Source organism: Rossellomorea yichunensis, from assembly GCF_032337515.1.
Taxonomy (GTDB): domain Bacteria; phylum Bacillota; class Bacilli; order Bacillales; family Bacillaceae_B; genus Rossellomorea; species Rossellomorea yichunensis.
In genome coordinates, this window is the sequence record NZ_JAVYAD010000003.1 from 284384 (window position 1) to 296569 (window position 12186).

Sequence of the window (12186 nt, forward strand, 5' to 3'; positions counted from 1 at the left end):
GGGGGTGAACATTTGGAGAATTTTACTGAAATGCTGAAAGGAGTGCTTGAGGGTTGTGTGCTTGAAATCATCAGCCGCGGTGAAACGTATGGTTATGAAATCACGCAACAGCTGAGGGAACTTGGCTTCACGGATGTGGTTGAAGGCACAGTTTATACGATTACCATGCGCCTTGAGAAAAACAATCTGGTGGACATTGAAAAAAAGCGCTCTACTGTGGGGCCACCGAGAAAATTTTACACACTCAACGCAGCAGGTCATGAGAAGCTCGAAACTTTTTGGGGAAAATGGGATTTTGTCTCAAGCAAAATGAACGAACTCAAAACGAAAGAAATCAAAAGGAGAGGATAAGATGAAGTTTATTGAAATGATTATCGGAAATCTGGCTGACAAGCGGGAATGGAAGGCGATGGAAGCACGTGCGAAGACACTTCCTAGTGAGTACCTCAACGCATACAAAGCGATCCAAAAATATATGTGGACCGCCGGTGGTCTCACCGATTGGAAGGACACCAGCCGTATCTTTAATGGCATTCTCGATCTGTTCGAGGAAGGTGCAGCGGAAGGCAAGAAAGTAACTGACCTCACGGGTGAGGACGTAGCTGCTTTCTGTGATGAACTGGTGAAGGACTCCGAGACCTGGAGTGACAAGCATCGAGCTAAGTTGAACAATACGATTGGCCGTGAAAAAAAGTGAATGCAAAAGCGAATACCGACTGAATAGCGGGTTGAATGTGGTAGTACATTCACTATTCAGTTATTTTTTTAATCCGGTAGTAAGTATTACAGAATATCAGTCTTACTGAGTACTAGGGGAAAGGTAAACTAGCGCATTTTATAAGGAGGAAAAAAGATGAATGATGTAGCGATTTGTATAAAAGGGTTGAAAAAATCCTTTAAAGACAAGGAAGTCTTAAAGGGAGTGGACTTAGAGGTGGTCCGTGGTGAAATTTTCGCACTGCTGGGCTCTAATGGAGCGGGAAAGACAACGATCGTCAATATCCTCTCGACGTTGATGAAGCAGGATTGCGGTGAAGTGAGTATTTGCAGCTTTGATGTTCAGCGGCAACCGGATCATGTTCGCCAGAGCATCAGCCTGACTGGTCAGTTTGCAGCTTTAGACGGCATGCAAACCGGGCGGGAAAATCTGATGATGATTGCCAAGTTGCGTGGGGTTTCCAATCCCTCTCAAGTCGCCGATGATCTGCTTACAAGATTCAGTCTCACCGATGCAGCCAACCAACGTGCAGATCATTATTCAGGGGGGATGAAGCGCCGTCTTGATATTGCCATGAGCCTGATAGGGAAGCCGGCCGTTATATTTCTAGATGAACCGACCACGGGGCTTGATCCCGAAGCGCGGATTGAAGTCTGGGAGACCGTCAAGGAGCTTGCCGGCGGTGGCACGACCATATTGCTGACGACCCAGTACCTGGAGGAAGCGGAACAACTGGCGGACCGCATTGCCATCCTGCATGGCGGTAAAATCATCACGACGGGTACCCTTACGGAACTCAAGGAGATGTTCCCGCCAGCGAAAGTGGAATACATCGAGAAGCAGCCGACATTGGAAGAAATTTTCCTCGCAATCATTGGCAAAAAAGGAGGAGATGTAAATGAAAAGTAAAACAGGGGTACTACTGGGACGTTTAATGCGCAATATCTTACGCAGCCCGGATACGATTATCACGGTGGCGATCACGCCGATTATGATGATGCTGCTGTTTGTCTACGTATTTGGCGGCGCTATAGAGACTGGCACGGACAACTACGTCGATTATCTATTGCCGGGAATCCTGCTGATCACGATCGCATCCGGCGTCGCTTACACTTCTTTGCGGCTCTTTAATGATGTGAAAAGTGGTCTGATGGCGCGCTTCATTACCATGCCCATCAAGCGCTCGTCTGTATTGTGGGCCCACGTATTGACATCGCTTGTTTCCAATGCGCTTACTGTTGTGGTGGTCATCCTCGTCGCACTCTTGATGGGTTTCCGTCCCAGTGCTGATATCCTGGATTGGCTCGCAGTAGGTGGGATACTCGTGCTGTTTACATTAGCGCTGACATGGCTGGCAGTTATACCTGGATTGACAGCACGGTCCATGGAAGGAGCCACAGCATACTCGTACCCGCTGATTTTTCTGCCGTTCATCAGTTCAGCCTTTGTCCCCACTGAAACCATGCCTAAAATTGTCCGTGCGTTCGCGGAGAACCAGCCCGTGACTTCAATCGTGAATTCAATACGTGCCCTCTTATTTGAAGGGACCGTGGGCAACGATATCTGGATCTCGCTTGCCTGGTGCGTGGGTATTATGGTCATTGCTTACTTCATCGCTAGTAAAGTATTTAAACGCCAATTAGGTTGAATGCAACAATATGTTCATTACTGGTGTTGTGAATGTATTTGAAACTTCTAGATGAATTATAGGAAATCATCAACTATTTGTACTGATTTTGTAAAGGAATGTAGTTAAAGTTGAGGGGCGTTGATCTAGTATGGATGAACGCTTTTTATTGGGTTAACGGTCCAGATTGTTGAAGATGTGGTTTAGCACTGGTAGTGGGGAACCGTATCACAAATAGTGGTAAAGCAGAGGGAAGAAGTAATTCTGGATAAAGAAGTATTAAAAAGTCTAATTTATAATGAAGGAGACCGTTCGTGTAATATAGACGATCTCCTTTTGGTTTTCTTAAACTTGTACTTCACTCATCAATGCATGAGTATTATCTTCTGTATCTTTAAAAAATACCATCCACATTTCAGTTTGTCCCATTTTCGTTACCACATGTGGTTCATCGATAAAAGTAACTTCTTTACCTACTAAGCGCTCATATGTATCTTTAATATTATTTACTTGAAAATAAATAACCGAACTTGAATGAGCAAATTCCTCTTTTTCTGGAAGTGTCAACATGAGCCGCAGGCCATCGCATTCAAAAAATGCCATACTATCCGTGTTAAAATATAGAGAAAGTCCTAGTTTATCTTTATAAAAATCCAGTGCCCTATTTATATCTTTGACAGGTATTCCAATTTGCCCAACATTCTTAATCATTGTAGTATCCATAAAACATTTCTCCCTTCAAATTTCTTATTCCTAATAAGGATAAAGAATCTCCCTTATAATTACTTATCCGATCTCACTTTTTTTCGATATTCTCTAGGAGATAAACCAACATGTTGCTTAAACATTTTACTAAATGATACAGGGTTTTGAAATCCAAGTTCAAAGGTTATATCGGTCATATTACGGTCTAATTCTGCTAGTAATTGTTTTGCCTTTTGTATTCTGAATACTGAAATATGCTGATGGGGCGTTCTACCGTAAATTTGAGAGTAAGTTCTTAATAAATGGTTAGGTGATAAACAAGCAGCTTTAGCAACTTCCTCTAGTTTTATCGGTTGATTAAAATAAGATCTAATATAATCGTGTGCTATACTTACCCTTCTGTATAATTCTTCACGTGTAGAATTACGAATTGCATGTAATGATTCGATTTCTGTATATGTATTTATGTGTTCATTTAAAATAGAAAACATTATCTTATGGAATTGTTCCTCATAACCAACGGAATCAATATCAAGACTGGGTAATATCTGCATGAAATATTCCAGTTGATAAGATAGAGTATTATTCTTATGATAGGTTTTTTCAAAAAAACCAATTGAACTTGTATCCTTAAACGGATCACTTAGAAGACGCTCATTTGTTTCTTTTAAGGAATGAAGGACTTCTTCCGCAAACCCATCTTTAAAGAAAAGACAAAAGGATTCTACAACTTTAGGTTCTTCAATTGAAATGGTGTATGCACCTTCATTGAGGAGTAGGTATCTACTCTCTTCAACAGCAAAGAAGCCTTTGTTAGTCTTGTAATGGGCTTTACCATTAAAGAATGTTTTAATGGACAGTTGACCATTACCTTCCCAGTAAAACTGTTTACTTTTTGCATTCAAAACGAAATTGGTAGAATCATTTTTTGGCATAATACAATCTCCAGATAACTTATTTTTCCATAGTATTATTATACAATGGAATTTTAACTGTGTTCATATATATTACCAATGCATTTAGATGAACCGTACCATAAATAACGGCGAAATAAATCACTCCTTTTTCATTGTTATGGTACAATTGTTTGCGAAAAGATATTCCGCCAATGACTAACAGAGCTTTAATAAGGAGTTGTGTTTAATGAATAAAAATAAAAGCACAGAAATAAAACGCTCTTCAAAAGCAGAAAACATTCTATCTCAGATCAATAGTAAAACGAAGCTAGGCGACTTACGAAAAATCGCGAAGGACATTAAAAAAGATCACGAACTAGCTATGGAACTTTGGTCAACTGGAGAGTTTCTGCCAAGACTATTGGCAATCTTAATTATGGACAAAAAACTTCTTTCACAAGATGTACTAAATAAGCTTGATCAGGATATGCAGACTCACACATATGATGAGCGAAATAACTTAATGGATTGGTTAATGGCTAATCAGCTCACCAAAGACAAGAAGAACATTGCATTGATGGAGTCATGGGAAAATAGTCCATCTGCTCTTCAAAGGCGAGCTTTCTGGTATTTTCAAGCGAGATTGAGATGGACTGGACAAACACCGCCTGATAACACCGCAGACTTACTATCTGCAATTGAAGCGACTATTACGCAGGAAGAACCGGAAGTTCAATGGGCTATGAATTTCACCGCAGGCTGGATAGGCGTTTATGGTGAAAAGTATCGAGCACGTTGTATGAAACTTGGTGAGAAAACGGGTCTTTACAAAGATGAAATGGTATCAAAAGGATGTACTCCCAATTATTTGCCGGAGTTCATTACGATTGAAGTTAACAAACGAATTAATAAATAGTTACCACTGAAACATCCATAAGATTTGATGGGAAAATAAAGCAATTCAAAGCCTCAATATGGTAAGGATCTGAAAGTAACATTCCAGAATCCTTTTTGCTTGGAGGGAAATATCAAAATTTATTATGAGGAGGCTGGGACAAAAGTGTATTAGTATAAGTAAAACCCGAACTAATTTGCATTCTTAAAGGCAAATTAGTTCGGGTTTTTAATTTGTTCCAATGAACATTTAGATTTAGTGCTTTCCAGCGGTTGATTGGAGTGCAAGACGAAGACTCCTGCGGGAAAAGTAGCTTATGTGAGACCCCGCAGGCTTGCCGAGGAGGCTTACGAGCTACCCGCGGAAAGCGTAGTCTTGCACGGAAATCATTAGCGGTATTAAGAGCCTACACTTCTATTGTTCGTCTTTATTTCGTGGCGTTTTAGTTTTGTCTCAGCCTCTTTTTTTGTATCCGCAAACAATTCATTTGCAATAAAATTATTATAATAATTAATAAAAATTTATTGTAAATCGATAAACTTTGTATTAAAATCAAAATCAGAATAAATAAATGAGGTGCTGTTATGAATAAAATTACAACGATGTTCTTAAAAATAGCTGTTATTTTTTTAGGAGTCCCAATTCTTGCTCTATGCATCTTTTTGGTGCCTGAGCTGGCGGACCTTTCAGCGACATTACTTCCAGAGTTTACAGTGATAAAATATTTCGTTTTCATCGTTTTTGATGCATCAGCAATACCTTTTTATTTTGCTTTGTATCAGGCTTTTAAACTCCTGCGCTACATTGACAAAAATAAAGCTTTCTCTGATCTATCTGTAACAGCTTTAAAGAATATCAAATATTGTGCAATCACAATCAGTATTTTGCATGTACTAGTTTTGCCGCTCTTCTATATCTTTGCGGAAGTAGACGACGCTCCAGGAGTTATCTTTGTCGGATTGGTTGTTCCTTTTGCTTCGATGGTTATCTCAGTGTTTGCGGCAGTTCTCCAGAAACTTTTAAAAGAAGCAATTGATATAAAATCAGAAAATGATTTAACGGTCTGAGGTGAATAACAATGGCAATTATAATCAATATTGATGTGATGTTAGCAAAAAGGAAAATGAGCGTAACAGAGCTTTCGGGTAGGGTTGGGATAACGATGGCTAACCTTTCTATATTGAAAAATGGAAAGGCGAAAGCGATTCGATTATCCACCTTAGAGGCAATTTGTAAGGCTTTAGAGTGTCAGCCTGGGGATATATTAGAATACAAAAGTGACGAAGATAGGTAAACATTGTGGAGAGAAAATAACAATTATTAGGGGAGGTATTACGATGGAATCTAACAATTCGATTATTGAAAACATAGATAACCCTCATGAACTGGAGAGAATTTATAGAAAAGATCCAAAAGCTTTTAAACATTCATTCTTACAGGCATGGGAACAAATTCCTGACTCTCAGGTCCTTGGCGTTTGGTATGAAAGATTGCATTTTAAGGAGGCAGCTAATACAGAAAAGTCTTCCAAGGTCCAAAAAGATTTCATATTCATGGGCATTTTAGCCATTATGGCAGGGATATTTACCAGGATCATTTTCCATTTTGTCGAACAGGAAGTGATCGCTCCAATTAACCTGGCCTTTGGTATAATTCCTTTTATTGCTACCTATTTTGTTTACAAAAATACTCCGAAAAAAAGGGTTCTTTATTCCCTTGTAGGGTTGTTCCTGATTTCTGGGATTTATCTTAATATGTTGCCTTTAAATGATAAAGACAGTATTATCCTTGCTTATTTACACATTCCCATATTCTTATGGATCGTGTTAGGGCTTGCATTTACAGGAAATGAGTATTCAAAAGGTAGTACTAGATTAGCCTATATCAAATTTAATTTGGAATATGGAATTCTCTACGCCAGCATGGCTGTTAGTGGAATGATACTGGCAGCATTAACCATGCAGTTATTCAGCTTTATCGGCTTGGATATAGAGGAATTTTATTTTAGTAATATCGTTTTATTTGGTGCTTCCGCTCTCGCTATTGTGGCTGCATACCTGGTATCAATGAACCTTAAACTTGCTAAGAATATTACACCCTATATAGCTAAAATTTTTAGCCCTCTTGTCCTGGTCACATTGTTGGTCTATCTTATTGCTGTTATATGGCTCGGAAAAAATCCATTCTTGGACCGTAATTTCCTGATAGCCTTCAACGGAATACTTCTTGGTGTATTGGTCGTAACCATATTTTCCATTACCGAAAGCGACTCAGATGAGAAAAAAAACATTTCAGACTATATAAATTTTGCCCTGATTGTTCTTGCCCTTATCATTGACAGTGTGGCATTGTCAGCCATAGTGTTCAGACTTTCTTCTTATGGGATTACTCCAAACAGACTTGCTGTTTTAGGTGTAAACATACTTATCTGGGCTAATCTAATCTGGATTATGTTCTCCTATATGCGTTTTCTACAAAACAAAACCGGACCTTCAACTATTCAAGATTCCGTTACTAAGTATTTGCCGGTATACGGACTTTGGGCAGCTTTCGTAATATTTACTTTTCCTTTAATTTTTAATTAGAAAATAAGATAAGGCAGGTTAATTGAAGAAAAAGAACATTGGGAAGAGCTTAAACCCCCAATGTTCTTTTTGTTATCTATTAATGTTGTCTTTCTAAAGCCAATTTCAACCCAAAGCCAATTAATACAATACCGGTAGCTTTCTCCATCATACTTTGGATAATAGGAGTCATTAGCCATTTTCGTAGATAATTAATGAAAATTACATATACAATAAACCAGACGATGGACAATAACGTATATATTATTCCCATTAGTATAAGTTGTTTTGCTGCGTGAGATTGTGTGTTTACGAACTGAGGTAAAAATGTTAGAAAAAAGATTGCAACCTTAGGGTTCAAAACATTTGAAAAGAACCCCTGCTTAAAGGCCAATCCCTTTGCAGGTATCTCTTTCTGATTTTCTAACACCTGTTCTTTATTTTTCCCTTTTGATATAAATGATGAAACACCTAGATAAATTAAATAGGCAGCTCCAATGTATTTTACAATGTCAAAGGCAAGAGCAGATTGCATTAGCACCGCTGAAAGACCAAACGCAGCTGCAAATGTATGAACGAGAGCACCAGCTGTGATACCAAGGGCCATTTTAAAACCATCACTTTTTCCAGCTGATATCGTCCTCTTTGTTATTAAGGCGGTATCAATTCCAGGGCTCATTACTACGAACAAAGAAAGTACGATAAAAGTAAAAATGTCATTCATCATTCTGCTCCTCCTTACGATTTGAATAGCGTTATGATAAAATTATACTTAATTAAAGTTAATTTAGTTTAACATAGCTCAAAGGAAAAAGTTAAGTAGTATTTTATAAAATTAAATTGTATTTAACGGAGTGTATAATGGAAAATATCAATATAGGGAAAAAAGTTGAGCAGTACAGGAAATTAAATGATTTAAGTATTCGAGAATTAGCTAAAACAGCTGAAATAACACCTTCAATGTTAAGTCAAATTGAACGGGGGATAGCAAATCCCTCTATTCAGACTCTTAAGGTCTTAGCTAAAGTCCTAAATGTCCCCACATTTAGTTTCCTGCTGGAAGAGGTAAATACAGAAGAATTAGTCGTCAGGTCAAAGAATAGAAGGAAAATGGTGATTGATCATTTGTCATATGAATTAGTATCACCTGATATTTCTGGAAAACTGGCTACGGCTATTATGACGTTCCCTCCAAATAGTACATCCTCGGAAAAGCCCTTAGGACATAAGGGGGAAGAAGTTGCATTTGTCTTAACAGGGCAAATAAGAATTAATTTAGAACAAGAAGAATATATCCTTGAACCGGGGGATAGTGTGAAGATCCCTTCACATATGAAACATCGGTGGATAAATGACTATAATACAGAAGCAACGATCCTTTTCTCGGTCACTCCTCCCTCGTTTTAGGCAGACCATTATTCTTTTAAAGGGGGCAATAACTGGAGATCAGCTAATTGATCCGGCTATTGCCTTCTTCTATTATGGGGTCAGTCTAGTTTAAGATTGATGTTTAACTTGTATTCAACAATCGGCCAATTTAAATTGAATAAGAATACACTAAAGTCGATTTCGTAAAGGGAATCGGCTTCTTTAGTTTACCTGTAGTTCCTTCGATGAATTTAAAAAATGTTGTTGACTATTCAGTTGAACTGTAATAACTTATTATTAAGTTGTACTATATAGTTGAACTGAATAAAGGGTGAGAGTATGAAACATAAATTATTGCCTTTGTCTGAAACCATGCATTATATTTTATTAGCTCTCCGTGAGCCACTCCACGGCTATGCCGTGATGCAAAAGATAGAAACAATAAGTAATGGCACCGTTATTTTAGCAGCAGGTACATTATACGGTGCGATTGAAAACTTGAATAAACATGGTTGGATTGAACCTGTTGGAGATTCAGGCCGGAGAAAAATGTATATGATTACGACAGAAGGAAGAGCCATATTGAAAATGGAGCAAGAAAGGCTATTGCATATTTTATCATTGTATGAAGGAAGTGATTCGAATGAAGAAGTTTAAAATTTTCATTAATATTGAAAAAGAAGAGCATTGGCTGAACGAGCAATTACAAAAAGGCTATCGCTGCACAACCATTAGTGGACTGGGAATATACACTTTCGAAAAAACGGATAAAAGATATGTTATGCGACTTGATTATCAAGACTATTTATCTAAGAAAAAGTTCGTGGAATACAAAGGGATCTATGAGGATTTCGGTTGGAACTATATAAAGGGGTACTGGCTTAGTGGAATACGATATTGGCAAAAGGAAAATGATGATCAAAATGAAATCTTCTCTGATCGCCAATCAAAGGGTCATTATTATAAAAGGATAATGGGTTATTCATTTTGGTTTGGAATGATGTTTCTGGCTTATTCTTTTATGTACTACCGGGATTCGACATTATATCATGAAGGTCTTTGGAGTATGGAGAATGCATTATTTTGGAAAGCGTTTTTATTTGAAACGCCATTTGTTCTTTTGAAATTGTTTCCCGCATTTATGGTTGTTTTTTAGCTGGAAGTTATTATAAAGCTTATCGGAAGTATTCAATATTGAAAGAAGAATAGGAAGATCGTAAGCCGGGACAATCAATTTGTATAGGGAAATTATTAGAGGAGAAAAACTAACCAGAAAAGACTTTCTAACAGATGCTGGATGGATGAAACAAAGTTACTGACCTTTAGAATGGGGGGGCAGAAACCAGCACAATAACAATGAGCTGGTTTAGCCATATCATTTTTAGTCCTCTACTTCCCATTCTGGATTCCATACGACTTCCCACAAATGTCCGTCTAAATCCAAGAAGTGACCAGAATATCCTCCCCAAAATGTATCTTTGGCAGGGTCGGTGATTTTCGCCCCGGCTGTTTCTGCTTCCAGCATCACCTGATCCACTTCCGCTTTACTGCTTACATTATGGCCGATTGTGAATTCTGTGGGACTTCTGGGAGAAAGGGGTACATTTGCTTCTGCAGCTAAGCTTTTTCGTTCCCAGATGGCCAGTTTGAATCCATTTTGCAGATCGAAGAAGGCCACAGCACCATTCTCAAATTCCTGTCCCAATATCCCTTCTGTTGGAAGATGTAGACCGTTTTTATAAAATTCAAGTGATCTTTCCAGATTATCTACTCCGAGAGTTAGTACGGTAATTCTTGGTTTCATTGTTTTTTCCTCCTTGTCTCCTGATTCTTCTTCCTTAGGATACCTTATTCAAAGGGACCAAACTTGTAAAAAACGGACAACATTACGTTCGGGTAGGAAATACAATACTCGGAGCAAGTCCGTAAAATTGTTTGAATTCATTGCTGAAGTGAGCTTGATCGTAATAACCGTAGTTAAGAGCCACTTCCATAAGACGTGGGTTATGAACAGAATGAAGATCTTTCAAAATACTTTGGAAGCGGATAATACGTGAGAACTCTTTAGGAGAGACACCTAATTCATCCCGGAATACTCTTCTTATCGTTCGTTCACTGTAGCTGACCTTTTTTGCTAATGTTTGAATGGAGTTCATTCCATGATCCAAGAAAATATACTGAAGGGATGTCTGGAGTATATATGGACTCCTGTGAGTACCCAATATGTTTAAAAGGTGAATTAGTTTTGTTTCCACGATTTCCATTCTTTCAAGGTTTCCTTGCGCTTCTTGAATTTCCTCGGTAAATAGTAGACCTGCTATTCCCCATACTTCTTCAAGATAGACACGTTCATCAATAAATTCTTGTACAGGATAGTGTAGAAAACGCTGTGCGTGATTTGAAAATAGGCGAATGCCAAAAAAATGCTGCTCGCTCGTAAAGTTCAACGTATCAAAACGGGTCATGAGTCCTGTAATGAAAGCTCCTTTTGAAGGAGAGGAGGCAGTTAAGTCCACAATAATATCTATACATCCATCTGGTAATACCCTGTGGGTTTCCTGGGTATCTGAAGCATAATAATCCAGGCTCCAATAACAAGCTACATAGGGACTTAGTGAATGGTTGGGGGTGTATTCCTGATAGTTACTTCCGTTTGAATGTAAGATGGAAGGGGATTGTATTGGCAGGAAAGGATTCATGACGTCACCTCGATTAAACTTGAATAGTTCATACTACCATCTAGTTTAACCATTTCAGTGGGAGAATTCATTAGATTTGAGTGACAGGAAAGAAATATGAAAAGCACAAAGCTCCAAAGAATGCCTCCCTGGAGCTTTTTTCATGCTTATGGTTGGCTTGGGACTTTGATCTCTTTGATCATTTGTCGTATGGAGCCGAGATGGTAGGCGGAGTGGGCGATCGTTCCCAACAGACCCGTTGATGTCTGTTCATCTAAGGAGTTAAGTGAATCAATCTTTGTAAGGAGTGTGGTGTATTCTTGTTGAAGTTCAGAAGCGAACTGTGTCCATGTGTTTGTGTCTACGCTAGTGATTTTCCAGGAAGCTTCCCAGTCCTTGTCGGGTTCTTCTCCATTCAAATATGATCTCGCAACCCATAAATAATAGCGGGTATGATCGGTTTGGGCGGCGATCGTCGTACCGTTGACCGGTATAGAAGCTTCTTCTGCAGATAATCCTTCGAGCGTTCCGAATAAACCACTGCCCGGCTTCGATTCTGTGTACCAGCTTCCGCTTCCTTCAGGCCCTTGGAATGTTTCCTTCAACAACGTTTTAACAGCTGCCAACATCGAATTCTTCATCTTAGTACCTCCTGAATTTGTGATTAACCATCAAAAACACTTTAGCTGGTTATAAGTTTACTCCGGTTGTTTCTAACTGTCAATATGTATTATG

General features: G+C 38.6%; 16 protein-coding genes and 1 pseudogene. 11 read left to right on the forward strand and 6 right to left on the reverse strand.

All coding sequences use genetic code 11. The annotated features are described in order from the left end of the window. Window positions 1–12 precede the first annotated feature (12 nt). The 4 genes from RSX31_RS09250 (at window position 13) to RSX31_RS09265 (ending at window position 2366) form a co-directional block, all read left to right on the forward strand. Window positions 13–351: a PadR family transcriptional regulator gene (locus RSX31_RS09250; RefSeq protein ID WP_148969987.1), complete on the forward strand. Its 339-nt coding sequence runs from the start codon at window positions 13–15 to the stop codon at window positions 349–351. 1 nt (window position 352) lies between these two features. Further along, a complete protein-coding gene (locus tag RSX31_RS09255) occupies window positions 353–697 on the forward strand; it encodes a DUF1048 domain-containing protein (RefSeq protein WP_315634366.1) in 345 nt (114 codons plus the stop codon). A 156-nt stretch (window positions 698–853) separates the two neighbouring features. After that, entirely contained in the window at window positions 854–1627 is a 774-nt protein-coding gene (locus RSX31_RS09260; RefSeq protein WP_315634367.1) for an ABC transporter ATP-binding protein, read from the forward strand. Next, a complete protein-coding gene (locus tag RSX31_RS09265) occupies window positions 1617–2366 on the forward strand; it encodes an ABC transporter permease (RefSeq protein ID WP_148995989.1) in 750 nt (249 codons plus the stop codon). The genes RSX31_RS09260 and RSX31_RS09265 overlap by 11 nt, the downstream gene beginning before the upstream one ends. Before the next feature lie 324 nt (window positions 2367–2690). Here RSX31_RS09265 and RSX31_RS09270 read toward each other — a convergent pair whose 3' ends face one another. Together RSX31_RS09270 and RSX31_RS09275 are read right to left on the reverse strand one after the other, a co-directional pair. Next, window positions 2691–3068, reverse strand: a complete 378-nt coding sequence (locus RSX31_RS09270) for a VOC family protein (RefSeq protein ID WP_315634368.1) — start codon at window positions 3066–3068, stop codon at window positions 2691–2693. Between the two features lie 59 nt (window positions 3069–3127). Continuing rightward, on the reverse strand, window positions 3128–3985 hold the full coding sequence (locus tag RSX31_RS09275; protein ID WP_315634369.1) for a helix-turn-helix domain-containing protein: 858 nt from the start codon (window positions 3983–3985) through the stop codon (window positions 3128–3130). 208 nt (window positions 3986–4193) lie between these two features. Between RSX31_RS09275 and RSX31_RS09280 the strand changes: the two genes are divergently transcribed. The 4 genes from RSX31_RS09280 to RSX31_RS09295 all read left to right on the forward strand — a co-directional run bounded on the left by RSX31_RS09280 (window position 4194) and on the right by RSX31_RS09295 (window position 7426). Then, on the forward strand, window positions 4194–4862 hold the full coding sequence (locus tag RSX31_RS09280; RefSeq protein ID WP_315634370.1) for a DNA alkylation repair protein: 669 nt from the start codon (window positions 4194–4196) through the stop codon (window positions 4860–4862). Window positions 4863–5425: 563 nt separating this feature from the next. Further along, entirely contained in the window at window positions 5426–5908 is a 483-nt protein-coding gene (locus RSX31_RS09285) for a DUF2975 domain-containing protein (RefSeq protein ID WP_315634371.1), read from the forward strand. A gap of 11 nt (window positions 5909–5919) precedes the next feature. Beyond that, window positions 5920–6135, forward strand: coding sequence for a helix-turn-helix domain-containing protein (locus RSX31_RS09290; RefSeq protein ID WP_148995982.1), 216 nt, complete (start codon window positions 5920–5922; stop codon window positions 6133–6135). A 43-nt stretch (window positions 6136–6178) separates the two neighbouring features. Further along, a complete protein-coding gene (locus RSX31_RS09295) occupies window positions 6179–7426 on the forward strand; it encodes a DUF4153 domain-containing protein (protein ID WP_315634372.1) in 1248 nt (415 codons plus the stop codon). Window positions 7427–7505: 79 nt separating this feature from the next. Here the strand turns inward: RSX31_RS09295 and RSX31_RS09300 are convergent, their stop codons facing one another. Further along, window positions 7506–8129 carry a LysE family translocator gene (locus RSX31_RS09300; protein ID WP_315634518.1) on the reverse strand — a complete coding sequence of 208 codons (624 nt, stop codon included), beginning with the start codon at window positions 8127–8129 and terminating at the stop codon, window positions 7506–7508. Window positions 8130–8266: 137 nt separating this feature from the next. Here RSX31_RS09300 and RSX31_RS09305 point away from each other — a divergent pair, with 137 nt between their 5' ends. The 3 genes and pseudogenes from RSX31_RS09305 (at window position 8267) to RSX31_RS09315 (ending at window position 9982) form a co-directional block, all read left to right on the forward strand. Further along, window positions 8267–8812: a cupin domain-containing protein gene (locus RSX31_RS09305; protein WP_148969973.1), complete on the forward strand. Its 546-nt coding sequence runs from the start codon at window positions 8267–8269 to the stop codon at window positions 8810–8812. A 300-nt stretch (window positions 8813–9112) separates the two neighbouring features. After that, complete coding sequence (locus RSX31_RS09310; protein WP_315634373.1) at window positions 9113–9430, forward strand: PadR family transcriptional regulator; 318 nt, start codon at window positions 9113–9115, stop codon at window positions 9428–9430. Beyond that, window positions 9417–9982, forward strand: a pseudogene (locus tag RSX31_RS09315) (DUF2812 domain-containing protein). Before RSX31_RS09310 ends, RSX31_RS09315 begins: the two are co-directional and overlap by 14 nt. Window positions 9983–10154: 172 nt before the next feature. Here RSX31_RS09315 and RSX31_RS09320 read toward each other — a convergent pair. From RSX31_RS09320 to RSX31_RS09330, 3 genes are all read right to left on the reverse strand, one after another. Continuing rightward, window positions 10155–10577 (reverse strand): VOC family protein, encoded by a 423-nt coding sequence (locus RSX31_RS09320; protein WP_315634374.1) that lies wholly within the window; start codon window positions 10575–10577, stop codon window positions 10155–10157. 82 nt (window positions 10578–10659) lie between these two features. Then, the gene (locus RSX31_RS09325; protein ID WP_315634375.1) at window positions 10660–11472 is read right to left on the reverse strand and encodes an AraC family transcriptional regulator; all 813 of its coding nucleotides are present in this window, start codon (window positions 11470–11472) and stop codon (window positions 10660–10662) included. A 146-nt stretch (window positions 11473–11618) separates the two neighbouring features. Beyond that, window positions 11619–12092: a hypothetical protein gene (locus RSX31_RS09330; RefSeq protein ID WP_148969970.1), complete on the reverse strand. Its 474-nt coding sequence runs from the start codon at window positions 12090–12092 to the stop codon at window positions 11619–11621. Window positions 12093–12186 lie beyond the last annotated feature (94 nt).